At 74.6% G+C, this 26,659-nt stretch carries 17 protein-coding genes; 12 read left to right on the forward strand and 5 right to left on the reverse strand.

Annotated features, from left to right (window positions below):
• Positions 1 to 111: 111 nt before the first annotated feature.
• Entirely contained in the window at positions 112 to 1,158 is a 1,047-nt protein-coding gene (locus ACZ6RC_RS12085; RefSeq protein WP_391134924.1) for an iron-siderophore ABC transporter substrate-binding protein, read from the reverse strand.
• A gap of 200 nt (positions 1,159 to 1,358) precedes the next feature.
• Positions 1,359 to 2,711 (reverse strand): lysine N(6)-hydroxylase/L-ornithine N(5)-oxygenase family protein, encoded by a 1,353-nt coding sequence (locus ACZ6RC_RS12090; protein WP_391134927.1) that lies wholly within the window; start codon positions 2,709 to 2,711, stop codon positions 1,359 to 1,361.
• A 260-nt stretch (positions 2,712 to 2,971) separates the two neighbouring features.
• On the opposite strand from ACZ6RC_RS12090, the gene ACZ6RC_RS12095 reads away from it, so the two are divergent.
• Positions 2,972 to 3,919: a methionyl-tRNA formyltransferase gene (locus tag ACZ6RC_RS12095; protein ID WP_391134930.1), complete on the forward strand. Its 948-nt coding sequence runs from the start codon at positions 2,972 to 2,974 to the stop codon at positions 3,917 to 3,919.
• 91 nt (positions 3,920 to 4,010) lie between these two features.
• On the opposite strand, the gene ACZ6RC_RS12100 is transcribed toward ACZ6RC_RS12095, so the two are convergent.
• Both ACZ6RC_RS12100 and ACZ6RC_RS12105 read right to left on the reverse strand, forming a co-directional pair.
• The gene (locus ACZ6RC_RS12100; RefSeq protein ID WP_453611263.1) at positions 4,011 to 5,060 is read right to left on the reverse strand and encodes a PucR family transcriptional regulator; all 1,050 of its coding nucleotides are present in this window, start codon (positions 5,058 to 5,060) and stop codon (positions 4,011 to 4,013) included.
• Between the two features lie 34 nt (positions 5,061 to 5,094).
• Positions 5,095 to 6,324, reverse strand: coding sequence for a cation:proton antiporter (locus ACZ6RC_RS12105; protein WP_391134936.1), 1,230 nt, complete (start codon positions 6,322 to 6,324; stop codon positions 5,095 to 5,097).
• Between the two features lie 1,455 nt (positions 6,325 to 7,779).
• Between ACZ6RC_RS12105 and ACZ6RC_RS12110 the strand changes: the two genes are divergently transcribed.
• The 10 genes from ACZ6RC_RS12110 to ACZ6RC_RS12155 all read left to right on the forward strand — a co-directional run bounded on the left by ACZ6RC_RS12110 (position 7,780) and on the right by ACZ6RC_RS12155 (position 24,906).
• A complete protein-coding gene (locus tag ACZ6RC_RS12110; RefSeq protein ID WP_469581507.1) occupies positions 7,780 to 9,816 on the forward strand; it encodes an AfsR/SARP family transcriptional regulator in 2,037 nt (678 codons plus the stop codon).
• A 197-nt stretch (positions 9,817 to 10,013) separates the two neighbouring features.
• Complete coding sequence (locus tag ACZ6RC_RS12115) at positions 10,014 to 12,323, forward strand: TOMM precursor leader peptide-binding protein (RefSeq protein ID WP_469581509.1); 2,310 nt, start codon at positions 10,014 to 10,016, stop codon at positions 12,321 to 12,323.
• Entirely contained in the window at positions 12,313 to 14,289 is a 1,977-nt protein-coding gene (locus ACZ6RC_RS12120) for a TOMM precursor leader peptide-binding protein (protein ID WP_469581512.1), read from the forward strand. The genes ACZ6RC_RS12115 and ACZ6RC_RS12120 overlap by 11 nt, the downstream gene beginning before the upstream one ends.
• A gap of 38 nt (positions 14,290 to 14,327) precedes the next feature.
• A complete protein-coding gene (locus ACZ6RC_RS12125) occupies positions 14,328 to 16,001 on the forward strand; it encodes a nitroreductase family protein (RefSeq protein ID WP_469581516.1) in 1,674 nt (557 codons plus the stop codon).
• A 9-nt stretch (positions 16,002 to 16,010) separates the two neighbouring features.
• Positions 16,011 to 18,899 (forward strand): lantibiotic dehydratase, encoded by a 2,889-nt coding sequence (locus ACZ6RC_RS12130; protein ID WP_469581519.1) that lies wholly within the window; start codon positions 16,011 to 16,013, stop codon positions 18,897 to 18,899.
• Positions 18,887 to 20,062 (forward strand): lantibiotic dehydratase C-terminal domain-containing protein, encoded by a 1,176-nt coding sequence (locus tag ACZ6RC_RS12135; RefSeq protein WP_469581524.1) that lies wholly within the window; start codon positions 18,887 to 18,889, stop codon positions 20,060 to 20,062. The genes ACZ6RC_RS12130 and ACZ6RC_RS12135 overlap by 13 nt, the downstream gene beginning before the upstream one ends.
• Positions 20,059 to 21,156: a peptidase M50 gene (locus ACZ6RC_RS12140; RefSeq protein WP_469581527.1), complete on the forward strand. Its 1,098-nt coding sequence runs from the start codon at positions 20,059 to 20,061 to the stop codon at positions 21,154 to 21,156. The genes ACZ6RC_RS12135 and ACZ6RC_RS12140 overlap by 4 nt, the downstream gene beginning before the upstream one ends.
• A 62-nt stretch (positions 21,157 to 21,218) precedes the next feature.
• Positions 21,219 to 22,208 carry an ABC transporter ATP-binding protein gene (locus ACZ6RC_RS12145; RefSeq protein ID WP_391134964.1) on the forward strand — a complete coding sequence of 330 codons (990 nt, stop codon included), beginning with the start codon at positions 21,219 to 21,221 and terminating at the stop codon, positions 22,206 to 22,208.
• Between the two features lie 2 nt (positions 22,209 to 22,210).
• Positions 22,211 to 22,966: an ABC transporter permease gene (locus tag ACZ6RC_RS12150; RefSeq protein ID WP_391134967.1), complete on the forward strand. Its 756-nt coding sequence runs from the start codon at positions 22,211 to 22,213 to the stop codon at positions 22,964 to 22,966.
• Positions 22,967 to 22,986: 20 nt separating this feature from the next.
• Positions 22,987 to 24,906, forward strand: coding sequence for a TOMM precursor leader peptide-binding protein (locus ACZ6RC_RS12155; protein WP_469582814.1), 1,920 nt, complete (start codon positions 22,987 to 22,989; stop codon positions 24,904 to 24,906).
• Between the two features lie 126 nt (positions 24,907 to 25,032).
• On the opposite strand, the gene ACZ6RC_RS12160 is transcribed toward ACZ6RC_RS12155, so the two are convergent.
• Entirely contained in the window at positions 25,033 to 25,203 is a 171-nt protein-coding gene (locus tag ACZ6RC_RS12160) for a thiazolylpeptide-type bacteriocin (RefSeq protein WP_030757923.1), read from the reverse strand.
• 181 nt (positions 25,204 to 25,384) lie between these two features.
• Between ACZ6RC_RS12160 and ACZ6RC_RS12165 the strand changes: the two genes are divergently transcribed.
• Positions 25,385 to 26,632, forward strand: a complete 1,248-nt coding sequence (locus ACZ6RC_RS12165) for an amidohydrolase (RefSeq protein ID WP_469582817.1) — start codon at positions 25,385 to 25,387, stop codon at positions 26,630 to 26,632.
• Positions 26,633 to 26,659 lie beyond the last annotated feature (27 nt).

The raw sequence follows: 26,659 nt of genomic DNA on the forward strand, positions 1-26,659 counted from the left end.
TCGTGAGGGCCTTTCCCTGGTGGTGCGTCGGTGGCGTGCGGAGCGCGTCCCGCCCGCCCGCGGGGCCGAGCTGCGGCGGGCGGGCGGGACGCGTGATCGGGGTGCGGACGGTTACTTGACGGCCGTCAGCAGCGGCTCGATCTCGTCGATCGCGTAGGGGATCGAGAGGACCGTGTTGAAGGAGAACGCGGCGCCGATGTCCGGGTTCTGGTAGGGCACGAACAGGTCGCGCTTCTCCTGGTTGACCTTCAGCTTCTTGTAGAGCGGCTCGGCCTTGATGCGCTCGTTGGCCTCCGTGCTGGAGGTGACCCAGACGAGACGGTCCACGTCGAGGACATTGAGCTTCTCGGCGCTCAGCTCGGCGACGTTCCAGCCGGGCTTGGCCATGGTGTCGATCTCGGGCTTCAGCTTGAAGCCGAGCTCGTTGAAGAAGATCGCCTTGGGGTCGGTCTTGGTGAAGGCCGAGTACTTTCCGGCCTCGAAGCTGTCGGCGACGGCCAGGGTCTTCTGCGCCCACTCGGGGTGCTTGTCGCGCACGGCCTTGAAGCGGGCGTCGACGCCGGCGATCAGCTTCTCGGTCTCGTCGGCCTTGCCGAGCGACTTGCCGATCTGGCGGGTCATGACCTGCCAGGGGGCGGCGTAGTCCGGGTGCTCCTTGGGCTGGGCGACGACCTTGGCGATCTTCGACAGGGTGTCGTACTGCTCCTTCTTCATGCCCGAGTACTGGGCCACGATCAGGTCGGGCTTGAGGGCCGCGATCTTCTCGATGTTGTACTCGTCGCGCTCGCCGACGACCTGCGGCGGCGTCGAGCCCCACTTGTCCTTCGCCCACGGCCAGTTGCCGTACGGCTTCTCCTTGAACCAGTCCACGGAGCCGACCGGCTTGATGCCGAGGGCGAGGACGGCGTCCTGGTCGGACAGTCCGAGGGTGACGACCTTCTTGGGCTCGGCCTCGATGGTCGTGCTGCCGTACTTGTGGTCGACGGTGACCGGGAAGGCGCTCGACTTGCTCGCGCCGGCGTCGGCGGACGGCTTCGACTCGGTCTTCTCCGTACCGCCCCCACAGGCGGACAGGGCGAGCGCGGCGACGGCGGCGATGGCCACGCGGGGGACGTTTCTGACGAACCGCGTCAGCGCGGGGCGTGTACCAGTGGACACGGATGTTCCTTTCACGGGGGTTTCACTGTGCGGCCGCGCCTGCCGGGTGCGACGGCGCCACCCGGTGGGGCGCGGCAGTGTGCGTGTGGGGGGGGGGACGGGGGGACGGGGGGCTTGTGCGGCGGGCGTCACGCGCGGGGTGCCGCGGTGACGGCGGGCCGGGAGAGCGCGCGCGGGGGGCGAGGCGCTCCGGAGACCCTCTAGCGGCTGGTGCCGATGCCGTCGGCGACCGGGCGGACGTCCTCGGTGGAGTCGGTCAGACCCCGGTCGAGGATGGAGTCCAGGATCTCGCCGACCCTGATGGCGGTGTTGGAGAGCAGCGACGACGTGATGCCGTGGGTGTGCTCCGTGCCGCCCTGGAGGTAGATGCCGCAGCGCAGTTCGGCGTCGGTCGAGATGCGGTAGTCGCGCTCGACGCGGACGCGGCCCTGCTCGTCGCGGTGGCAGCGGCCGGCGACGTCGCCGAGGAGGCCGAGGCCGTCGGCCTGCTGGTAGCCGGTGGCGAAGACCACGATGTCGGCGTCGATCGTGCTGTCCTCGCCGCTCACCAGGGACTTGACGGTGGCGCGGACGCTGTCCGGGGACTCCTCGACACCGGTGAGGCGGGAGACGTTGATGAAGCGCAGCCGCTCGGTGCCGAGGACCTTCTCCTGGTACGCCTGGCGGTACAGGTCGTCGATGAGGTCGATGTCGACCACGGAGTAGTTGGTGTTGCCGTGGTAGTCCATCAGCTTGCGCTTGATGGCGTCCGGGGCGGCGTAGTACTCGTCGACCGCGGCGGGGTCGAAGATGCGGTTGGCGAAGGCGCTGTCGTCGGCGGGGCTGTAGCCGTAGCGCGAGAAGACGGCGCAGACCTCCGCCTCGGGGAAGCGGCGGTGCAGGTAGGCGACGTTCTCGGCGGCGCTCTGACCGGCGCCGACGACGACGAAGCGGGAGGGGTCGGTGCCCTCCAGGCCCTCGACCTTGGCGAGGAGTTCGGAGTTGTGCCAGACGCGGTCGCCGCGCTCGACGCCCTCCGGCAGCAGCGGCCGCAGGCCGGTGCCGATGACGAGGTTGCGGGCCCGGTGGACCACGGTCTCGGAGCCGGAGCGGGCGGTGACGTCGAGGTACTCGATCACGCCGTCACGGACGACGGGCTCGACCGAGAGGACCTCGTGGCCGTAGGAGACCATGTCGTCGACCTTGGCCGCCGCCCACTCGAAGTAGTCGTGGAACTCCACGCGCAGCGGGAAGAGGTTCTTGTGGTTGACGAAGTCGATGAGCCGGCCCTTGCTCTGCAGGTAGCAGAGGAAGCTGTACTCGCTGGTGGGGTTCCGCAGCGTCACGAGGTCCTTGAGGAAGGAGACCTGCATGGTGGCGTCGTCGATGAGCATGCCGCGGTGCCACCCGAAGCGGGGCTGCCGCTCGAAGAAGTGAGCGGTGACCGCCTCTTGCCTTCCGACGCGTGCGTTGTGCTCACTGAGCGCGATCGCCATGGCCACGTTGGACGGCCCGAAGCCGATGCCTATGAGGTCGTGGATCAGTGGTGCGTCGTCAGGAAGAGCCTGAGACATGTCACTCCCATCGTGCGGGACAGCCGCCTGCCAGGCGTGGCTGTCAGGCGTGGGGAACGGCGGAGCCCGGGCACACCGGTGAGGGCGCTGCCGAGCGGAACTTAGGTAAAGCTAACCTGATCTGGCCACGCTGTCGACGGGGCAAAACGGACAACAGGCGCACCACCCGTGCCAACTGGGCCATAAATCGGGACGCGTTGCACCATTAGGTAAGCCTTGCTTTACTTGTCGCGGTCATTCGCTCTCTGAGGAGGAACTCCATGCGGGTCGTCATGTTCGGTTATCAGACCTGGGGCCACCGCACCCTGCAGGCGCTCCTGGACTCCGAGCACGACGTGGTGACGGTCGTGACCCACCCGAAGAGCGAGCACGCCTACGAGAAGATCTGGAGCGACTCGGTCGCAGATCTCGCCGAGGAGCACGGCGTCCCCGTGATCATCCGCAACCGGCCGGACGACGAGGAGCTGTTCCAGCAGCTCAAGGAGGTCGACGCGGACATCATCGTCGCCAACAACTGGCGCACGTGGATCCCGCCGCGCATCTACACCCTGCCGAAGCACGGCACGCTGAACATCCACGACTCGCTGCTGCCGAAGTACGCCGGCTTCTCCCCCATCATCTGGGCGATGATCAACGGCGAGAAGGAAGTCGGCGTCACGGCGCACATGATGGACGAGGTGCTCGACGCGGGCGACATCGTCGACCAGCGCTCCGTCGCGGTGGGTCCCACCGACACCGCCACCGACCTCTTCCACAAGACGGTCGACCTCATCGCCCCGGTGACGGTCGGCGCCCTGGACCTGATCGCCTCCGGGAAGACCGAGTTCACCAAGCAGGACCGCTCCCAGGCCAGCTTCTTCCACAAGCGCGCCGAAGAGGACATCCGGATCAACTGGGAGTGGCCCGCCGAGGTCCTGGAGCGCCTGGTCCGCGCCCAGTCCGCCCCGTACCCGAGCGCATTCGCCTTCCACAAGGGCAAGCGGCTGGAGATCGTCTCCGCCGTCGTCTCCGAGGGGCGCTACGGCGGCACGCCCGGCCGGATCTTCTACCGCGAGGGCGAGGGCGTCGTGATCGTCGCCGGCGCCGACGCGCGCACGGGCCGCAACCACGGCCTGGCCGTCACGCGGGTGCGCACCGAGGACGGCCGGGAGCTGCCCGCGACCGAGTACTTCACCTCGATGGGCGGCTACCTCACCAGCCGCCCCTGACGCGCGGCCCCGGAGACACCGGCCCGCCCGGACGGTCCCGGGCGGGCCGGCACCCTTTCGCCGGACGGCCGACTGGCCCGACCGGCCCCTGTCACAGGGGGCGGTCGGGCCAGTCGAGCAAGCGGGCGCCGATGACCGCCGTCTGCAGGGTGTAGCGGTGCATGGGGTCGACGGGGTCGGTGCCGGTGAGGGTGTGGACGCGTTCCAGCCGGTACGTCACCGCCCGCACGCTCAACGAGAGCCGGCGGGCCGCCTCCGCGGCCACACAGCCGGTGGCGAAGTACACGGTGAGGGTGTCGAGCAGCGGCCCGGCCCCGCCGCGCGCCTGCTGCAGGGGGCTGAGGGTGCTGCGCACGAGGTCGACGAGGGCCTGCCGGTCGCGCGCCAGGACGGGGAAGACCAGCAGGTCCGCGGCGCGCAGAACCGGCTGGTCGTAGCCCATCCGCTGGGCCACGTCGAGGGCGTTGAGGGCCTCCTCGTAGCTGTGGCCGATGCCGACGGCGCCCGGCCGCGGCCTGCCGATCGCGACCTGCCCGCCGTCGGTGGCCGCGTGGGCGTGCTTGGCGAAGTGCGTGAGGACTCCGTCGTGGTCGCCGGGGGCGATGCAGACCATCCGTCCGTCCTTGGTGGTGAACAGGATGCGGCGGTTCTCGAAGCGGGCGAACAGCGCGCTCTCCACCCGGCGGGGAACGGGGTCCGTCTCGTCGTACGCGGCGGGGCCCCCGGCGACGGCGACCGCGTGGGCGCGGGACAGGCGCAGCCCGAACCGTTCGGCGCGCGCCGCGAGATGCCCCGGATCGCCGCGCCCGTGGAGCAGGTCGTCGATGAACTCGCGCCGGGCCGCCTCCTCCTGACGGATGACGCGCCGCTGGGCGTGGTCGTACCCGTCGGCGAAGGCGTCGACGGCCTGCTCGATCACGGTCAGGACGTCGTCGGGCGCGGCCGCCGCCGGCCAGCAGGCGCGGCCGGCGGCGAGGTGCTCGCGGACCAGGACCCGCCAGGCGATTCCCCGTTCGGCGGCGCGGGCCCCGAGCGTGCGGCGGGAGGCGAGTTCGTCGCGGGTGAGGCGGCGGCCGGTGGCGGATGCGTCGGCCAGGATCTCCGGATAGCCGTCGAGGAACTCGGCGGGCGTGTCGTGCACGGTACGTACCCTCCTGGTGGGCGGCGTTCGACGGTCAGACGTCGGCGGTGACGGTCCGGGCGGGCTCTTCGGCGCGAGCGCTGCGCGGAACGGCGGACGCGGCGGGGGGTCGCGGGCGGCGGGTGAGCAGGGCGGCCAGCGGCTCGGTGTAGCGGGCGGCGAGCGGGCCGATGACGACCAGGAGCAGGACGTAGGCGGTGGCCAGCGGCCCGATCCGCGGCTCCACGCCGACGGCGAGGCCGGCGATGACGATGGAGAACTCGCCGCGGGCGACGAGGGTGCCGCCGGCCCGCCAGCGGCCCCGGCCGTGGATGCCGGCCCGGCGGGCGGCGTACCAGCCGGTGGCGATCTTGGTGAGCGCGGTGACGACGGCGAGCGCGAGGGCGGGGAGCAGGACCGGCGGGATGTCGGCGGGGTCGGTGGACAGGCCGAAGAAGACGAAGAAGACGGCGGCGAACAGGTCGCGCAGCGGGGTGAGCAGGCCGGCGGCGCCCTCCGCGACCTCTCCGGACAGGGCGATGCCGACGAGGAACGCGCCCACCGCGGCGGAGACCTGGAGCCCCTGGGCGATCCCGGCGACGAGCAGGGTGAGGCCGAGGACGACGAGCAGCAGCATCTCGGCGTTGTCGGAGGAGACGGCGCGGCTGATCAGCCGGCCGTGGCGCAGCGCCACGTAGAGGACGGCCCCCACGGTGCCCAGGGAGATCAGCAGGGTGACCGCGCCGCCGGCCAGGCTCACACCGGCCAGCAGGGCGGTGAGGATGGGCAGGTAGAGGGCCATGGCGAGGTCCTCGATGACCAGGACGCCGAGGACGACGGGGGTCTCGCGGTTGCCGAGGCGTCCGAGATCGCCGAGGACCTTGGCGATGACCCCGGAGGAGGAGATCCAGGTGACGCCGGCGAGGGCGACCGCGGCGACGGGGCCCCAGCCCAGCAGCAGCGCGGCGGCGGCGCCGGGGGCGGCGTTGAGGACGAAGTCGACGGCCCCGGAGGGGTACTGGGTCCTGAGGTTGGTGACGAGTTCGGAGGCGCTGTACTCCAGGCCGAGCAGGAGCAGCAGCAGGATGACGCCGATCTCGGCACCGGTCGCGACGAACTCCTCGCTCGCGCGGAGCGGGAGGATGCCGCCGTGGCCGAAGGCGAGTCCGGCGAGGAGGTAGAGGGGTATGGGGGAGAAGCCCACGCGCCCGGCGAGGCGGCCGAGCAGCCCCAAGGCGAGGATGATGGCTCCGAGTTCGATGAGCAGGGCGGTCGTGTGATGCACGGGCGTCGGTCCTCCGGTCGGTTCGGTGACGGCGTCAGTGCCTTCTCGGATACGGGCAGCCAGGGGCGGGCGCCCGGCGCGGTCGGCGGTGCGGTCGGGCGTGCGGGCCCGGCGGTGCGGCGGGGGCCGGGCGTACGTACGGGCCCGGCCGGGGCGAGACGGGGTCGGGCGGGGGCGCGCGCGGGTGGGCCGCCCCTGAGCGAGGGCGGTGCGTGCGAGGGCGGTGCGTGCGAGGGCGGTCCGTGCGCGCTGTTCGGTGCCCGCCTCGGCGGGAAGGGCGGCGGAAGCCGGGGGTAAGGAGGGCCACCCACGCGGTGCGTGGCCCGGCGTCGTCAGACGCGGTGCGCGGCGCGGCCGGTATCGGGCACGCCGTCGCGCGCGGTGTTGTCGATGCGGGCCGCCCGGACGGGGGGCCGGATCGGTGAGGCGACGGGCAGACTCAGGGCGCGGACGTCTCGGCCCATGTCATGTCCCCCCTGTCCCCGGCCGTCCGGAAAGGACGACCCACTGACCCTGCAAAAATGAGCGCCACTCCGCTCATTGGAGCGTAAGGGCTTGGTAAAGAAGTCTACCGTACGACCAACATCCCACACCTTTCGTACCGTCAAGGATGCGGACCAACGGGCGGCGTCGGGGCGGTGGTTCGACGGAGCAAAGGCGTGCCGCGTGGTCGGCGAGGCCCGGGCGCGGGACGCGCCCCCGGGGTGCGGTCGCGCCGTCCCCCGGATCGTGCCATCGGACCGCACGGGCGTTCACTGCCGGAGTTCGGCAACGTTCACGCGTCTTCGATGCCGCTCCCGCGCGGCTCCGGTGGCCGCTTTCGGTCACCCGCGTTCCCGCCCGGCACCCCCCGCGCCGCGCCCCGCGCACCGCTGAGGGCCGTCCGGTGGTCGGAATATGGACATCGTGGCCATGGCGATACGCCGGGTAAGCGACCTCTCGGGAGGAAGGTCCCAGGTACCGACAGGCGTCCGGAACCCGAACAGGAGATGCCGTGACCTCGCCGGTCGGATCCGGCCACGCCTCTGGCCTTCGCCGTCTCCCCCGCCCTCCGTGAAACCCCGTGAGGAACCGACCGCTCCGCACATAAGTGGCCGGAAGGACCCACCCTCGAAGCGGTGTGCGTCACACCCGCTGTACCTTCCTCCTGACCACGAGCCGCATCAGGTCACCTCCACCACACCTCCCCTCTCGACCGCCCAGGCCGCCTTCCGGCCTCGCTCGCCCAGCGCGTCACCCCTCCCCCTCTGTCCTCCCCGGTGGTTTCGCCATGCCCACTCTCCGCGCCCGGCCCCCGACACCCAGCCCCCGGCCGCACGACCACGGCCGACCGTAGGCACCAGGACCACAGGCGCCGACGCGCCGCACGCAAGGTCCGCAGGCACCAGGACGGGACGACCACCCGTCGGCGGCCCGGTCCGGGCCGCGACCGCCACCAGGGGAAGGCGACTGACCGTGCGATTCCAACTGCTGGGACCCTTGAGCGTCACCGACGGGCGGGAGGTCGTGGTGCTCCCCTCCTCCAAACCGACCGCCCTGCTGGCCGCGCTGCTCATCCGCCCGGGATCCGTCGTCTCCACCGACCATCTGCGCGAGGTCGTCTGGGGCGAGGAGCAGCCGACGACGGCCAAGGCCGCGCTGCAGAGCTGTGTGCTGCGCCTGCGCCGGCTGTTCGCCAAGTACGGGATCGGCGACCGGCCGGTGGTGGCGGTCGCCGGCGGCTACCGCATCGACGCCGACGCCGAGACCCTGGACCTGCTCCACTTCCGCCGGCTCGTCGACCGGGCCGGCGCCTCCGACACCGAGTCCGAGCTGTACACCCTGCGGGCCGCCCTCTCCCTCTGGCGGGGACCGCTGCTCACCAACGTCCCCTCCGACCTGCTGCACCGCGACGAGGTGCCGAGGCTCGCCGAGGAACGGCTGCGCGCCCTGGAGCGGGTCTGCGACATCGAGCTGGAGCACGGGCGATGTCGCGACATCCTGGTCGATCTATGGGAGGTTACGCGCGTATACCCCGCGCACGAGCGGTTCGCCGAACAGCTGATGACGGCTCTGTACCGGACGGGCCGTCAGACCGAGGCCCTTGCGGAGTACCGCCGGATCAAGCGGTACCTGCGGGAGGGACTCGGCGTCGACCCCCGGGCCGCGCTCCAGCGTCTGGAGCTGGCGATCCTGCGCGGCGACGACCTCGGGCCCCTGGACGTGGGCCGCGCCCCCGCCTCGCCCCTCCGACCCGGCGCCCTCCCGGCCCCCGCGTCCGCCTCCGCCGGAGCACCGGCCGCCGGAGCGCCGGCCGCCGACGGACCGGCCGGCGCCCCGACGGGCGAGGCGCCGCCCGACCACAGCCGGTCGGAGACCGGTGGACCGGACGGCCGTACGGCGGCGGCCCGCGTCCACGAGGCCGTCACCGCCGCCCCGGGCCCGGCCCCCGCCGCCTTCGCCGCACCGCTCCCCTCCGTGCCGTCGTTCACCGGCCGCACACACGAAGTGGATTCTCTGGTACGGCAGTTGACGGGCGACGGGACAGCCGGGGAGCCGGAAGGCGGGGCCGTCGGACGGGCTCCGGTGGCGGTGCTCTCGGGGGCTCCCGGCATCGGGAAGACCGCCCTCGCCCTGCATGTCGCCCATCTCGTCGGCGCCCACTACGGCGGAGGCTGCCTGCTGCTGCCCCTGACCCGGGACGACGGCTCGCCGCGCCCCCCGGCCGAGGCCGCCGGCGAGCTGCGCCGCGCCCTTCCGGCCGGGCCGGCCACCGGCGCCGGCCGTGTCCTGCTCGTCCTGGACGACGTCGTCCACCCCGATCAGGTACGCCCCCTGCTGACCGCCCACACGACCGGCGCCGCGATCGTCACCAGCCGGATGGGGCTGGCCGCGCTGGTCGCCACCCACGGCGGCACCGTGCACCGGCTGGGCGCCCTCGAACCGGAGGAGTCGCACGCCCTGCTCACCGCCGTCCTCGGCGGCGAGCGGGTGGGTGCCGAACCGGCGGCCGCCCGGCTCCTCGCCGATGTCTGCGGCCACCATCCGCTCGCGCTGCGGATCGCCACCGCGCGGCTGCTGACCCGGCCCCGGCTGCCCCTGGCCGACTACGCCGGCTGGCTCCGCCGGGACCCGCCGACCCGGCTCAGCCTGGCCGACGATCCCCGGATGTCCGTACCCCTGACGCTGGAGGAGGCGTTGCGGCGGCTCCCGCCGGCCCTCGCCGAGGCGCACCTGCGGCTCGGCGCGGCGGGCCACGCCCCGCTCACCGGCGTACGGGCCGCGGCCGTCCTCGGCGTACCGGAGGAGACGGCGGAGCAGGTCATGGAACTGCTCCTCGACGCCGGCTTCCTGGAGGAGGGGCGGTCCGGCTCCTTCCGGATGCACGCCCTGCTGCGGGCGCACGCCGCCCGCGCGGCCGCCCCTCCGACCGGGCACGCCCCGCCGCCACGCCCGCCCCGGCACGAGGAGCTCCCCCGCCCGGGCGGCCCCAGGCCCGCCGCCCTGCGCTGACGGGACGCACCCCCAGCCCGCACATCCGACCGGTCGGCGACGGCTCACGGCCCACCGGTCGGCCACCGGGGCGCCGCACCGGCAGGACCCCGCCCGCGTCCTGAGCGACCTTCCCCGCACCGCACCCGCTCCACCCCGACGGTCCGACACCCCCGGGCCGCCCATCTCGCCCCCTCAACGAGAGGTGTGACGCACGCATGACGACAAGCTCGTACGAGGAGTTGGCCGGAACCCGGCCGCGCGTCCGTCGCGACGTCCTGTTCACCCGGACGCCCCACGGCGTGATCTTCCACAACGCCGAGGGCGGATTCCAGCTGACCTCCGCGTCCGGCTACCGCTTCGCCTCGCTCCTCGTGCCCCACCTCGACGGCAGCAGATCGGTCGAGGAGATCTGCCAGGGGTTCGGGGACCGTCAGAAGACCATGGTGGCCGATCTCGTGAAGGCGCTCTACGCGCGCGGCTTCGCCCGTCCCGTTCCGGCGCCCGCGGAGCCGGCGGGCTCCCCCGCCACGGATCCGGCCGCGGCCGCCCGCTTCGCGCGGCAGATCGCCTACATCGACCACTACGTCGACGACGCCGACTCCCGCTTCGCCCGTTTCCGCGCCACCCGGGTGGCCGTCCTCGGCGACGGCCCGGTGGCCCGCTGGTGCGCGCTGTCCCTCATACGGAACGGCTGCGCGGGGGTCGGCGTCGAAGCCGCCCTGGCGGACGGCTCCGGTGCGGGCGGCGTCACCGCGGAGGAGTTCGCCGTCGTGCGCCGGGAGGCCGCCGAACTCCCCGAGGAGGGCTGCCCGGTGGAGCTGTCCCTGCTCCCGGACTCCCCGGGGACGGCCGCCGCCCCGCGCGGCTGGCCGGCGTACGACGGGTACGACGTGGTCGTGGCCGCCGCCGGCCCGGACGCCCCGGGCGCGGTGCTGGCCCTGCTCAAGGGCGGTGTCCCGGAGGGCCGTTCGCTGCTCCCGGCCTGGACGTTCGGCCGCCGGGCCGTCGTCGGTCCGGTGATGACGGCCGGGTCGGCGACCTGCTGGTCCTGTGCGGCGCTGCGGCTCGGCGCGCCCGGCGGCGCGTCCGACGCGGCGGCCGCCGAGCTGTGGAGCGGTCTGGCCCTCGGCACCGGCGCCCCGGCCGCCCCTCCGGCCGGTCCGCTCGCCGCCATGCTCGGCAACCTCCTGGGCTACGAGGTGTTCCGGCTGGTCACGGGCGCCCTGCCGGCCGAGACCCGGGACCGGATCCTGGTGCAGGACACGGCCTCCTTCGACGTCGCCTCCGAGCCGCTCCTCCCGCATCCCCGCTGCCCGTTCCACCCCGCGCCCGCCGGGCTCCCCGAACCGGTCGACCTGACGTCCGCGCCGGCGCGCCCGGTGTTCCTCCCGACGGTCGCGACCGCCCCGGACGACGACGCCGCCGAAGGTCCGCTGGCCGAACTCGAACGCCGCTCGGCGCTGGTCCACCCGCACGCCGGTGTCTTCACCTCCTACGCCGACGAACCGCTGACGCAGACCCCGCTGAAGGTGGGCTCCGTCGTCGTCGGGCTCGGGGCGCGGGGCGCGCGGACCGTCACCGCCTTCGACGTCCACCACACGGCGGGCGCGCGGCTGCGGGCGCTCGACGCGGCCGCCACGGTCTACGCCGAGCACGTCGTCCCCGCCTCCCCCGCCGACGCGTCCGCCACCGCCCTGCCGGCCGTGGACCCTGACGCGCTCACCGTCGCCTCCGGCACGGGCGGCTCCGGCGCGGCCACCGCCTGGACGGCCGCCGTCTCCCTGGTGACCAAGGAAGCGGTACGGGTGCCCTCGGGGGCCGTGCGTCCCTTCGGGGCGGACAACGCCGACCGCCGCTTTGAACCCACCCGGGCCGGGGCGGGCGCGGGCCCCGACCTGCCCGCGGCGGCTGCCGCGGGGCTGCTGTCGGCGCTCGCCCACGACGCCCTGCGGCGGGCCGTCGCGGGAGCGGGGGACGTGGCCGTGATCGACCCCCGGGTCTTCGGCGAGGATCCGGAGACGACGTTCCTGCTGCGTTCGACCGCCCACCTCGGTCTGGACGTCGACCTGCTCGACCTCGGCGAGCGGGCCCGGTCCGGCGTGTCCGTCGTCCTGGCGCGGACCGCCGGCGGTCCGGGCGGCCGGCCCGGCCGCTGGGCCGTGGGCGCCGCCCCGGACCTCACCGCCGCGGCGGTGGACGCCCTGCGGGACCTCCTCGGCGAGGCGCAGTTCACCGCCGACACCTCCGCGACCGCCGACACCGCCGCCGCGGAACACACCGCCCCGGGCGGTCCCGACACCGGCGATCCGCTGCTGCGGGACCTGGACCCGGCCCTGGTGCCGGTCACCCGGGACGCGCCGGCGGACGCGCCCGGGGAGCCCGTGGAGTGGGCCCGGGTCCTCGAACGCCTCGCCGCCGCCGGCCGGGACGCCCTCGCCGTCCCCACCCACGCCGCCGACCTGCCGACCGCGGGCATCCACACCGTGCGCGTCCTGCTCACCCGGGCGGGCGCCGATGCGCGCTGACCTCGGGGCCGGGCCCGCGCCGACCGCGTGGGCCGGGTCCGCCCTCCGGTTCGCCGAAGCCCTGCGGCAAGCGCTCGACGAGGCCGGCGCGGGCGTCCCGGTCCCGGACCTGGCGGTCGCCCCGCTCGGGGTGCGGGACGCGTACGCCTCGGCCTCCCCGAGGGACGGACGGCTTCCCGTCCGGCTGTACGGCCGCCATGTGCTGGTCGGCCCCTGGCCCGACGCCCGCCGTGCGGCGGGGTGCGCGACCTGCCTCGAACGACGCTGGCAGGGCGTGCGCTCCGTGCCCCTGCGCGAGGGCCTCGAACTCGGCGCCCGCCCCGGGGCCGCCGGCAGCCGTGCCGGGAGCGGGCCCGTAACCGCGACCACCGGCCCTGGGGACGGCACCGGCACGCGGTCCGTGGGCGAGTGGCCGTACGACACCCCCTTCGCGGCCGGCGCCGTGGCCGCCCTCGTGGCCGGGCTCGCGGCGGCGGGCCCCGAGGACGGTCCGTACCCGCGGGTCCATCTGCTCGACCTGGACGCGATGACCGTACGCAGCCATCCGCTGGTGCCCGACCCGGAGTGCCCCGCGTGCGCCACGCCCGCCCCGGACACCGCGGAGGGGGCCGCCTTCACCCTGCGGGCGGCGCCGAAGTACCGGCCGGACGCGTTCCGGGTGCGTCCGATCGAGGCGTACCGGCTGCCGGTGGACGCCTTCGCCAATCCCCACTGGGGCGCGATCGGACCGTCGATCGTCTGCGACGTGGCCTCGACCACGACGTCCGCCACCGTCGGCTGCTTCTCGACGCGGTCCGGGGAGTACCTCCGGGAGACGTTCTGGGGCGGGCACGCCGACACGTACGCCCGCAGTCAGCGGATCGGGGTCCTCGAAGGCCTGGAGCGCGCCGCCGGTATGCGCCCGCGGGCCAAGTCCACCCGGCTCATGGCCCGTCTCGACGACCTCGGCCCCGACGCCGTCGACCCGCGCGAGACGGGGCTGTACGCCGAGGAGTTCCACCGCGCGAACCCGCGCGTGACGCCGTTCGCCCCGGACCGGGAGATCCCCTGGGTGTGGGGCTGGTCGCTGCGTGACTCCGTGCCGCGCGCGGTGCCCGAGGTCCTCGCGTACTACCACGCGCCGGGTCTGGAGCACCGGTTCGTACAGGAGAGCTCCAACGGCTGTGCGTCCGGGGGCAGTCCGGAGGAGGCCGTCCACTTCGGGCTGATGGAGGTCGTCGAGCGGGACGCCTTTTTGCTCGCCTGGTACGGGCGGGTCCCGCTCCGGGAGATCGATCCATCGACCAGTGCGCGGGCGGGCACCCGGCACATGGTGGACCGGCTGGCGATGTACGGCTACCGGGCCCGGTTCTTCGACACCCGAATGGGTCTGCCCCTGCCCGTGGTCACCGCGTGCGCGGAGCGGTTCGACGGCGGCACGGGCCGGATGTGCTTCGGTGCCGGTGCCGGGCTCGACCCCGAGTCGGCGCTGGACTCGGCCCTCTGCGAGATCGCCACCGACTCCGTCAACCTCGTGGGGCGGACCCGGCGCGACGAGGCCCGGCTGCGGGCCATGGCCGCCGACTTCGACCTGCTCACCACCCTTCACGACCACCCGCTGGTCTACGGCGTCCCGGAGATGGGTCGGCACGCCGACTTCCTGCTGCGGCAGGCCGATCCGGAGCCGCCGCTGGCCGTCGCCGACCTGGCCTGGCCCGACGCCGACGGGGCGACCGCCGCCCCCGACCTGCGCGACGACCTGCTGCGGGCGGTCGGCGCGGTGACCGGCGCCGGGTTCGACGTGGTCGTCGTGGACCAGACCCTGCCCGAACAGCAGGCCCTCGGCCTGCACACGGTGAAGGTCCTGGTGCCCGGGCTCGTCCCCATCGACTTCGGCTGGTCCCGGCAGCGCGCCCGCCACATGCCCCGGACCCGGGACGTGCTCGGCGCCGCCGGCCTCAACGCCGCACCCCATCCGTTCCCTTAGCGGCCGCCCGTCCGCCCATCCGAAAGGGGGTCGACCCCATGGGGTACGCCCATGAGTACGCCGACGCGGTGCTGCACCGCGGCCGCATCCCGATGGAACCCGCCGACTTCGTCCCCGACTGGCCCGACGGCCCGCGACGGGGGAAGTTCTACCCGGGGGTGGCGGCCTGCGCCCTGCCGGTCGGCGAGGACCGGGCCGACGCCCTCGCAGGCCGCGGTCTTCTCCCGCCGGGCCCGCTCACGCCCGGTCTCCCCGCGCCGGCCTCGCCGACCGCCTCGCTCACACCCGGCGCGGCGGGCGCGGCGGACGGCTTCACGCTTCCCCTGCTGTCCGCCATGCTCAAGGACTCGTACGGGCTGACCGGCCGCCGGCTGGGCATCCAGGCCAACAGCGACCTGTCCGGGCTGCCCTTCTACACCCACGCCAACTGGTCCCGGGGCACCGCGGGCGGCGGCGGCCTCTATCCCGTCGCCGTTCACTGGGCGGCGGGCCCGTCCGGCCCGCTCACCCCGGGCGTGCACTACTACGACGTCCAACGGCACGCCGTCCAGCGGCTGCTCACCGGTGACGTGTCGGGCCGGGTGCGCGAGGCCCTGGGTCCGGACGCGCCCGCCGAGGCGCTGGAGACCGACCAGTACCTGATCCTCGGCGTGAAGTACTGGCAGACCGCGTTCAAGTACAACAGCTTCGCCTACCACGTGGTCTGCACCGACCTGGGGACCCTCGTCCAGACCTGGCGGATCTGGGCCGCCGCGCACGGGCTGCGCGTCGCGCCCGTGCTGTGGTTCGACGAGCCCCGGCTGAACGGCCTGCTCGGCACGGCGGGCGAGGAGGAGACCGTCTTCGCCGTCGTCCCGCTGCGGTGGGAGAACGCCACCGGCCGGCCGCCCGCGCCGGAGCCGTCCCCCCGGCCGGCGGGTCCCGACCCCACGGTGCTCCACCGGGACCTGGAGCGCTCCCGGACCGTCCTCGCGTTCCCGACGGTACGGGCCGTGCACGAGGCGACGGTGGAGGGCGCCCGGGACCGGCCGGCCCCCGGGGCCCTCGCGGCGGCCGCCGCCCGGCCCGTGCCCGCCGGCGGCAGGCGCGTCCCCCTGCCCGCCCCGGAGTTCCCCGAGGTGCCGGTGCGCCGGGTGCTGCGGAACCGGCGCAGCAGTTTCGGGCGGTTCGACGCGGCCCGTCCGGTCGCCCCCGCGCATCTGTCGGCGGTCCTCGCGGCCTGCGCCGCGACCTCGCTGGGCGGGGACGCGGACCCCGGCGGCACGGTGCGCCCGGTCCGGATGTACGCCTTCGTGAACCACGTGGACGGGGTCGAGCCCGGGGCGTACGTGTACGACCCGGACCGGGGCGAGCTGGCGCTCGTCGAGGCCGGCCCGCAGGGCGCGTTCCTGCAGGACACCTACTTCCTCGCCAACTACAACCTGGAGCAGGCGGGCGCCGTGCTCGTGCCGACGGTGCGGACGACGGCCGTCCTCGACGCGGTCGGGGACCGGGGCTACCGCCTGGCCGTCGGCACGGCCGGCGCCGTCGCGCAGACCTTCTACCTGGCGGCGTCGGCCCTCTCCCTCGGGGCGGGCGTGGCCCTGGGCTTCGACAACATCGCGTTCGTCGAGAAGCTGGGCCTAGAGGGCACCCAGGAGGCCCCGCTGCTGATCATGCCGCTCGGCCACGAACGTCCCCGGCCCGCCGACTTCCGTCACGAGATCGCCTGAGGGGCCCGCATGACACTGACGACGTCCGAGACGGTTTCCCCGGTCGCCACGGAGTGGGAGGTGGGCCGGCGCTTCCTGCTCCGGGCCGCCGGACTGCCCGTGGAGGCCGCGCAGGGGCTGCGCTGTGTCCGCACCCGCGCCTGGGCCGACGAGGTCCTGGCCCACGAGGAGCGGCTGACCGACGGCGGGGCCGCCCTGAGCGATCTGCTGCACGGCCTGGTCGAGGCCGCCGACGCGGTCGGCGACGACGCCCGGCGGTCGCTGATCGGCCTGCGCCGGCAGGTGTTCAACAACCGGCTGCCGGCCGAACCCGACTTTGCCCTGCGTCTGGTGACCGGCCTGGATCCGGCCGCCGGGGCGCGGCTCGCGGGCTGGCTGGGCGACCGGGCGCGGTACGCGGAGCTGCTGGCCGAGGGGCCGGGGCTCCTCGCGGAGGAGCTGCGCGCGGCGCGGAAGGCGCTGCGCGCCACGCTGGCCGAGGAACGGTTCCGGCAGGGTCTGCTCCTCGCCTCGCCGACGCTCGACGGCCGGCTCGACGCGTATCTGGACGATCCGGCCGCCGAGCCGGGGAAACGGCTGCGGAAGGTCGAACGGTCCGCGCTGACGTATCTGTACCGCACGGCGTGCAAGACCAGCCCCTTCAGCACCCTCACCCCGGTCGCCACCGGCGTCTTCGACGATGGGCCGGACGGGAGCGGGGAGGACGGCGAACGGGAGGAACAGCGGGGCGACGAGCGGGCGGGCGGGCGGCACGGCGACCCGACCGGTCTCCGCCGTGCCGTCGTGCGGCTCGGGGAGGAGTGGCGGGGCCGGGTGCGGCTCAACGTGGTCGCCCTCGGGCGGCTCGCGGAGTTGATCATGGCCGATCCGGTGCTCCGCCAGGACCTGCCGGTGGTCCTCTCCCCCGGCTGGGGGCGGGACGAGGACCGGATCCGCTACGTCCGGCAGTGGGTCACCGCGGGCGACGACAGCGCGTCCGTCACCTTCGACTCGGTCCGGGACCGGCTGTTCTACCTCCGTAGCAGCGGCACGTTGGAGCGCCTGCTGGAGTTCCTCGGCGCGCACGCGCGGGAGGGGCTGCGCCATCGTGACCTCGTGGCGTGGCTGCGCGCGGAGCACGGTGCCGAACCCGCCGAGTGCGAGCGGTACGCGGCCGCGCTGCTCCAGCTCGGCATGGTCCAGGTCCCCGGTCTGCGCACCGATGTCCACACCCCGGACCCGCTGCGCTCCTTCCAGGGCGCGCTACGCGAGCTGGGGGCTCCCTGGGCCGACTCCGTGGCCGACGCGCTGGACGGCCCGGCCGACTGCCTGGCCGCCTACCCGGCGGCCGGCGCCGCCGAGCGGCGCGTCCTGCTGCGCACCCTGCGCGAGCGGCTGCTCGACGTCCAGCGGGAGCTGGGCGCCGCCGAACCGGCGCTCCCGCGGACCCTGTTGTACGAGGACGTGGGAGCGGGCGACGACCTGTCGTGCGGCACGGGTCCGCTCGGCGGGGCGACCGGACGGGCCCTGCGGGCGGTCGAGGGCGTGCTGCCGCTGTTCGACCTCACCCTGCCGCAGCGGATCACCCTGCACGGCTTCTTCCTGGCCCGCTACGGGCGGGGCGGACGCTGCCACGACCTCCTCGGGCTCGTGCACGACTTCCACGAGGACTTCTTCGACCAGTACGTCTCGTTCACCTCCCGGCGCACGGCGTTCGACGCGGACGGCGCGTACGTCCCCGAGGAGAACTGGCTCGGCCAGTCCGCCCTGCGCGACCTGGACGACGCCCGCCGCGCCTTCGTCGACGGGATGCGCGGGCTGTGGGAGCGGCACGGCGGGGACGACGAGATCCGGATCCCCGGCGACCTGCTCCACGCCGTCTCCTCGCGACTCGCGCCGCTGCTGGGCGACTTCGTACCGCAGAGCCACCACCTCCAGATCGGCCTGCCGGCCGGCCCGGAGGCGCGCCCCCGCGTCGTCCTCAACCGCTCGTACGGCGGACTCGCCTTCCCCTTCAGCCGGTTCACCCATCTCTTCGACGGACCGGCGGCCGGAGAGGGGCCCCCCGGGGCGCCCGGACCCGAACCCGCCGCACCGGACGCCGGACTCTCGGAGCGGCTGCGGGCCGAGCTGCGCCAACGGCAGCCGCACGGCGCGGTGTTCGCCGAGCTGACCGGCGGCCCGGTGACCAGCAATCTGAACCTGCACGGCCGGCTGACGGACTACCAGATCGTCTGCCCCGGGGAGACATCCGCCGTCCCGGAGGACGCCCGGCTCCACCTGGACGACCTGTACCTGGAGCACGACGAGGCCCGCGACCGGCTCGTCCTGCGCTCGCGCGGGCTCGGCCGCGAGGTGATCCCGGTCTACCTCGGCTATCTGGTCCCGGTGGCGCTGCCGGAGATCCCCCGCACCCTGCTGCTCCTGTCGCCCAGCACGATGGCGCCGACCGACCTGTGGGGCGGGGTCCCCGCGGGCCCGGCCGTCGACGGGGTGACCCGCAGGCCACGCCTGGTCCACGGCGACATCGTCGTCGACCGTCGCAGCTGGACGGCGGACGCGGCCGTGCTGCCGGTCCGCCGCCCCGGCGCGGACGACGCGTCGTGGTACCTGGAGTGGCGGCGCTGGCGGCGCGCGCACGGCCTGCCCGGCCAGGTCTTCGCGACGGTGCTCCGGGACGGCCGCCGCGCCCCGGGCGCCAAGCCCCTGTACGTGGACTTCGACAGCCCCCTGTCGCTGACGGCGTTCGACGCCCTGGTGGACCGCGAACCGGGCGCCGCGGTGATCCTGCGCGAGATGCTGCCCGCCGAGGACGAGTCGCACGTCACCTCCGCGCAGGGCCACCACGTGGCCGAACTGGCCGTGGAGACCTTCACCTTCCGCCCCCGCACCGAGGACGGCCCCCCATGCCGGAACTGACCTCTCCCCCGCCCACCTCCCTCGCCGCCTCCGCGAGCGGGAACGGCGCGGCCCCGGAGCCCGGCGACTGGATCGCGCTGCACGTCTTCTACGCCGCGAGCCCCCGGCCGCTGCTCGTCGACTGCGTCCGGCCGCTGGTGGCGCGGCTCACCGAGGACGGGCTCCTCGCCGGGCACTTCTTCATCAACTACTGGCTGGAGGGGCCGCACGTGCGGCTGCGGCTGCGCCCGTCGAGCCGGTCCGCCGCCCCCGAGGTGAAGCGCCGCGCCGAGGAGGCGCTGACCGCCTTCCTCCGTACCCGCCCGGCCCTGTACGAGGTCGACTCCGGTTTCCTCAAGGACTTCTACAACGCCCTGTTCGACATCGAGTTCCCCGGTGCGGACCGGACGCGGTACATGGGCGAGGACGGCGGGATGCGGCTGCGGCCGAACAACTCCTTCAGCGAGGAGCCGTACGCCCCCGAGTACGCGAAGTACGGCGGGCCCGCCGGGGTCGAGCTGGCCGAGTGGCACTTCCGCCACTCCAGCGACCTGGTCGTCGACGCCTTCCGCACCATGAACCTGCACCTGCGCACGGTGCTGCTCGGCACCTCCGCGCAGCTGATGATGGTGATGTCGAGCTGCTTCCTGCCGGAGGAGGACCGGCTCGCCGACTATCTGGACGGCTACTACGCGTTCTGGCACCGCGCGTTCCCCGGCACCGGGTTCATCGGCTCGAAGGAGTACGAGCGGAACTACGCGGAGATGGCGCCGGCGCTGGGCCGCCGGTTCGCCGCCGTCCGCGCCGCGGTCGCGGAGCGCGAGCTGGGACGGCTGCCGTCGTTCCTGCGGGGGTGGGCGGAGCACTGCCTGCTGCTGAGGGAACGCGTCGAGGAGCTGGCCACCCGCGGCGAACTCCTCTTTCCCGTAGGGGAAGGGCCCGCCCGCGAGGACACCGGGCAGCAGCGCGCGGAGCCCGCCGGGGCGGCGCCGCCGGAGAAGCTGACCCATGTGCCGGCGGTGCTGCCCCGACTGCTCTCCCCGTACATGCACATGACCAACAACCGGCTGCACGTGACGATCCGGGACGAGGCCTACCTCTCCTACGTGCTCGGCCAGGTGCTCCGTGAACCGCACGGGGCGTCCGCCCGGGACGGCGGCCCCGGGAAGGCGGCGGGGGCGTGAGCGGGGCCGCGGCGGCGCGGGCGTACCGGCCCGCGCTGCGTCCCGGCGTCCTCCTCAGTCCGCCGCTGCTGCGCGGCCCCCGCACCGTGCACCTGGTCCGGCATCCCGTCACGGGCGCCGCGTTCGAGATCGGCGTCAAGGAGCACTTCCTCATCACCCTGCTCGACGGGACCAGGAACCTGGACGACTGCGCGCCCGCCTACGCCGACCGGTTCGGCCGCCGGCTCGGCGAGGAGCACTGGCACCGGATCCTCGGCCTGCTCGGCGCCCGCGGCCTCCTCGCGGGCGCCCCCGACCCGCCGCCCCCGGCGCCGGAGCCACGGCCCGCCAACACGGTCTGGCGCGGCAGCCGCCCGCTGGTCGCCGACGCCGACGCGACCACCGCCCGGCTGCACCGGCTGGTACGCCCCCTGCTCCACCGCGCCGTCCAACTCCCCCTGCTCGCCGCGGTCCTGGCGCTGATCGCGGTCCTCGCCGCACACCCCTCCGCCCTGCTCGACGGTACGGCCGAACTGGTCCGCCGGCCCGTGGCCCTGGCGGCCGTGGCGATGTTCCTGTGGTTCAGCATCACGGTCCACGAGCTGGCCCACGGGGTCGCCGCCCAGCACTACGGCGGGCACGTGGCCGAGATCGGGCTGCGCTGGCGGTTCCCGGCCGCGCTCCTCTCCTGCACGGTCGACAACTACCTGTTCCTGCCCGGGCTGCGGGCCAAGCTGGTGATCGCCGGCGCGGGCGCGTACCTCAACATGCTGCTCCTGCTGCCGTTCGGCGTCTGGTGGGCCGTGCTTCCGGACGGCGCCCCCGAACGCCCGCTGCTCGCCGGTCTGCTCCTGCTCGGGAGCGTCCAGGGGCTCAGCAACCTCGTCCCGCTGCCGCCGCTCGACGGCTACCGCATGCTCGGCCACGCCCTCGGCGCCGCCCGGCTCGCCCCGGAGACGCGCACGTACCTGGCGGCGCGCCGGGGCGGCGGCCGGGCCGCCTACTCCGCACGGGCCCGGCGGATCTACACCTCGTACGCGATCGGGGCGGCGCTGCTGGTCCTGCTCGCCCTGGCCGGCGTCTGCGCGGTGCTCCTCCGGCTGCTGCTCGGATGACCCGCCCCGGCCCGCCGCCCCGCACCTGCCCGCCCCCGACCACCGAAGGACCGACGCACCACATGAGTGAAGGACAGGCCATGCCGACCACATCCCGCGCGGACACCTCCCCGCCCGCCGCCGTCCTCGTCCAGGGGGTCTCCAAGCGGTACGGGGACCGGCAGGCGGTGGACGACGTCTCCCTGGAGATCCACCCCGGCGAGTTCTTCGGGCTCCTGGGCCCCAACGGAGCGGGCAAGTCCACCCTGGTGGAGATCATGGAGGGGCTGCGCCGGGCCGACACGGGCACGGTCGCCCTCTTCGGCGCGTCCCCCTGGCCCCGCGACACGGCGCTGCTGCCCAGGATCGGCGTCCAGACCCAGTCCTCGGCGTTCTTCGTCCGGCAGACCGCGCACGAGCATCTGCGCACGGTCGCCGCGCTGTTCGGCGCGCCCCGGGCGGCCGTCGACGCCACCCTGGAGACCGTGGGCCTCACCGACCGGCGCGACGTGCAGGTGGAGAACCTCTCCGGCGGGCAGCGCCAGCGGCTGGCCATCGCCTCGGCCCTCGTCCACGGCCCCGAGCTGATCTTCCTCGACGAGCCGACCGCCGCCCTCGACCCGCAGGCCCGCCGCGACCTGTGGGAGGTGCTGCGCGCCCTGAAGGCGCGGGGCCGCACCATCGTCTACACCACCCACCACCTCGACGAGGCCGAGGCCCTCTGCGACCGGATCGCGATCCTGGTGGACGGCCGGATCGCCGTCACCGACTCCCCGCACAACCTGGTGGGCGCCTCCCAGGCCCCCAGCCGGCTGCTGCTGCCGCTGGGCCGGCTGGACGAGGAACAGGCCGCGGGGATCAGCGGGGTGGACCGGGTCACCGTCCAGGGCGGCTCCCTCGTCCTGGAGACCCGGACGGCCGGCCGGGTCCTCGCCGCCGTCGACCGGCTCGCCGGACTCGACGGCGTACAGACCCGTACCGCCACCCTCGAGGACGTCTACCTCGACCTGACCTCCCGCCTCACCGCGGCCGGCCGGTCCGACCGCGCGCACGCCGAGACCACGGAGCCGTGACCATGAGCGCCTACGCCGCACTGACCGGAGCGGGCTACCGCGCCCAGGTCCGGGACAAGACCACCCTCTTCTTCACCTTCGCCTTCCCGCTCCTCTTCCTGGTCGTCTTCGGGCTGATCTTCCGCGGCCGGTCCGTGGAGGAGAGCGGCCTGACCTACCTCTCGTACACCGCGTCCGGGGTGCTGTCATGGGGCGTGGCGAACGCCGCCGTGTTCGGCATCGCGTTCACGCTCATGCAGTGGCGCTCCGACGACCTCCTGCGGCTGATCCGCATGTCCCCGGCGCCGCTCTCCGCCGTCATCGGCTCCCGGTACGTCATCGCCCTGGGCGTGGGGGCCGTGCAGTCGCTGCTGTTCGTGGGCGTGGCCATGCTGCCGGTCTTCGGTCTCGAACCGGCCTCCGGCTGGCCGCTGCTGGTCCCGGTGCTCCTCCTCGGCATCACCACCTTCCTGCTGCTCGGCGTGATCATCGGCTCGCTCGCCGACACGCCCGAGTCGGTCGCGGCCGTGGCCAACTTCCTCATGCTGCCGATGGCGTTCCTGTCCGGGTCGTTCTTCCCCATGGACTCGATGCCTTCCTGGCTCCAGAAGGTGTCGCTGGTCATGCCGTTGCGCTACCTCAACGACGCGGTCTCGCACGCGCTCGCGGGCCGCGGAGACTCCTCCGACGTCGTCGTGGGCTGCGTCGGACTGCTCGTGTTCGCCCTCCTCTTCGGGGTGGTCGCGCTCAGGACGTTCCGCTGGACGAGGTCCTCGTGAGCGCCGCAGCGGACGGACCGATGGAGACGGCGCGGGCCGGCCTCCGCTCGGCGCTCGCGCGCCGGCTCGGCCGCGACGTCCCGGTCGTCCCGGTCGGCGTCACCGACGCCGCCGCGCCGGGCGGCGGGCCTGGCGCCCCGGACCCGTGGGCCGGCGCCCGCGCCGACGCCCGGGTCCACCTCACCGCCTCGGCCGTGATCGTCGGCCCCTGGGGCGGCGACGGCACCGCGCCCGCCTGCGGGCGCTGCCTCGCCCTGCGCTGGCAGCGGCTGCGCAGTCGCAGCGAGCGCGACGCGCTGGAGACCGGCGGCCCCGAGGCGCCCACCCCGGCCGGTGACTGGCCGCTGCTCACCGACCACGTGTACGACACCGTCGCCGCGCTCTGCCAGGCCCTGCTCGACGGCCCCGGCGCCGAACCGCCCGCCACCCACCCCGCCGACCGGGCGCTGCCGCAGGTCACCCGCGTCGATCCGGCGACCCTGCGGATCCGCACGTACCCCCTGCTCGCGGACCCGCTCTGCCCCGACTGCGCACCGCCCCCGGAGCCGGCCGCGCCACGGCCCCTGGCCCTCGCCTCCCGGCCGAAACCCGACCCCGGCGCGTACCGGCTGCGGTCGGCGTCCTCGTACCCCCTCCCGCAGGAGGCGCTCGCCAACCCCGTCTGCGGGGCGCTCGGCGGCGGCACCTGGCTCGGCGTCACCTCGCCGACGACGGCGCCGGTCGCCGGAAGCGTCTTCGTCCGCGGGTACGCCGGGCTCAACGACGTGACCTGGAGCGGCCAGGAGAACGCCTTCTCCACCAGCCGCACGCTGGCCTTCCTGGAAGGGCTGGAGCGGTACGCCGGCACCCACCGGCGCGGCCGGCGCACCCCGGTCACCGGATCCTGGAACGCACTGCGCGCCGACGCCGTCGACCCTGCCGTCTGCGGCTTCTACGACCCGGCCACCTACCGCGACGACCCGCTGGTCGACCCGTTCGACCCGGACCGCGCCATCCCCTGGGAGTGGGGCTGGTCGCTGCGCGACGACCGGCCGGTCCTGGTCCCCTCGCGGCTCGTGTACTACAGCGCCGGGCTCGCGGCCGACAACTTCGTCTTCGAATGCTCCAACGGCTGCGCCATCGGCGGCTGTCTGGAGGAGGCGGTCCTCGGCGGGCTGCTCGAACTCGTCGAGCGGGACGCCTTCCTCAACGCCTGGTACGGCGACGCCCGGCTCCCCCGGATCGACCTGGCGGCCGTCGGCGGCGGCGCGGCGGCGGCGATGGCCGAGCGGGCCGCGCTCCAGGGCTACGACGTCCACGTCCTGGACAACCGCGTCGACCTGCCGGTCCCCGTGGTCACGGCGGTGGCCGTCCGCCGGGACGGCGGCCCCGGCACGCTGTCGTTCGCCGCGGCGGCCTCGCTGGATCCGCTCGGAGCGGTCGAGGGCGCCCTGTCGGAGGTGCTGACGTACATCCCGCACCTCTCCCGGCAGACCCGGGAGCGGCGCGGCGAACTGGAGGCCATGGCCGACGACTTCCACCGCGTACGCCACCTCAAGGACCACGCGCAGCTGTACGGCCTGCCGCGGATGGCCGAGCACGCCCGTGGCTATCTGGAGCCGACGGTGGTGCGTCCCTTCGAGGAGACGTACCGCGCGTGGGAGGCGACCGGCCGGCCGCGGACCGGTGATCTGCGCGACGACGTACGGGCCGTGACGGACGCCCTCGTCGCGACCGGGCACGACGTCGTGGTGGTCGACCAGACCACTCCCGAGCAGGAACGCATGGGACTGCGGACGGTCGCCACCCTGGTCCCCGGGCTGCTGCCGATCGACTTCGGCTGGAACCGGCAGCGGGCGCCCCTGATGCCGCGGCTGCGCACGGCGCTGCGCCGCGGCGGGCACCGGGCGACGGACCTGACGGACGCCGAGATCCGCAGGGTGCCGCATCCGTTCCCGTAGCGCTCGCAGGTCCGGCGGCCGGGGCCCCTGGTTCCGGCCGCCGCAGAGCATGGTTCCGGTGACAGGAAAGCGCCCGGCAGCCGTGGAGACGGATACCGGGCGCGCGTCCCGTGCCTGTGGCGGACGTCAGGCGGAGCAGGAGGTGGTGCTGGTGGTGGAGCTGCAGGTCGAGGTCGAGCTGGTGCTCGTGGAGCCGGCGAGCACGACCTCGCTGGCGTCCGAGTAGTCGGAGATCTCGAAGGTCTCGGCCTCGAGCTCGAGGATCTCGTCGGCGAGGGTGCTCAGGTCCTTGTTCATGCTGCCTCCTCAAGGCGGCGGCCCCGCGACCGGGGCCGTCCGGGCTCTACGCGTCCATTCCACCGGGCGCCGCTCACCGTTCGGCACGTCTCCCGCACACATATCGCTGGCACGCCGCGCCAGCGGATGCCACGACCCGTCAGGAGTCCCCGTGGACCGGCCCGATCCCCTCTCCCCCGCCCTGCCCGCCCATCCCGTCCTGGCCAGGGCCGGGGAGGCGCTGCGCCCCGCCCTCACGCTCTATCTGGAGCTCCACCGCGACCCGGAGGTCTCCGGCGAGGAGAGCCGCACGGCCGCCCGGTTCGCGGACCGGCTCGCCGCCGTCGGCCTGGAGGTCGCCCGGGGCGTCGGCGGCCACGGCGTCGTCGGCGTCCTCCGCAACGGCCCGGGCCCGCGCGTCTACCTGCGGGCCGAGCTGGACGCCCTGCCCGTGGAGGAGCGGACGGGACTGCCGTACGCGAGCGGGAACGGCGCCATGCACGCCTGCGGCCACGACCTCCACCTGGCCGCGGCCGCGGGGGCGGCGGAGCTGCTGGCGGGTGGCCGCGGGCACTGGCGCGGCACGCTCGTCGTCGTCGGCCAGCCGGCGGAGGAGACCCTGTCGGGGGCGCGCGCGATGCTGGGCGACGGGCTGTACGAGCGGTTCGGCCGACCGGACGTCGTCCTCGCCCAGCACGCGGCGCCGCTGCCCGCCGGGATGGTCGCGCACGGCACGGCGCACGCGCCGGTCACGGCGGCGAGCGCCGCCCTGGCCGTCGTCGTGCACGGCCGCGGCGGCCACGCCGCCACCCCGCACCTCACCGTGGACCCGGTGGTCACGGCCGCGTCCGTGATCACCCGTCTGCAGACGGTCGTCGCCCGGGAGACGGCCCCCGCCGAACAGGTCACGCTCACGGTCGGCACGGTGCGGGCGGGCACGGCGGTGAACGTGGTCCCCGACACGGCGGAGCTGGGCATCGGCCTGCGGGCGCTCACCGACGCCTCCCTGGACCGGTTCCTCGCGGCGGTGGAGCGCGTCGTGCGGGCGGAGTGCGCCGCGTCCGGCTGCCCGGTCGAACCGGAGATCACGACGGTCTCCCGTACGCCCGCGCTGTGGGGCGACGCCGCCGCGACCCGGGCGGTGCGGGAGGCCCACATCGCGCTCCACGGCCCCGAACGGGTCGGGACCTGGCCGCCGTCGCTCGCCTCCGAGGACTTCCCGCTGTACGGCGACGGGGGCCGCGCGCTGCACGGCGAGGCGGGTGTCCCGCTCGTCTACTGGATGGTGGGCACGGCGAGCCCCCGGCAGTGGGCCGCCTCGGGCGGGCGGCTCCCGCCCAACCACTCCCCCCTGTTCGCCCCGGACGTCCGCACGGCGCTCCCGCCCGCGATCACGGCCCTGACGGCGGCGGCACTCGACCGTCTGGACGCGGCGGACCCACCTCGATGAGGCGAGGCCCGTGCGCTCCGGGAGGCG

Source organism: Streptomyces sp. NPDC048353 (assembly GCF_055587165.1).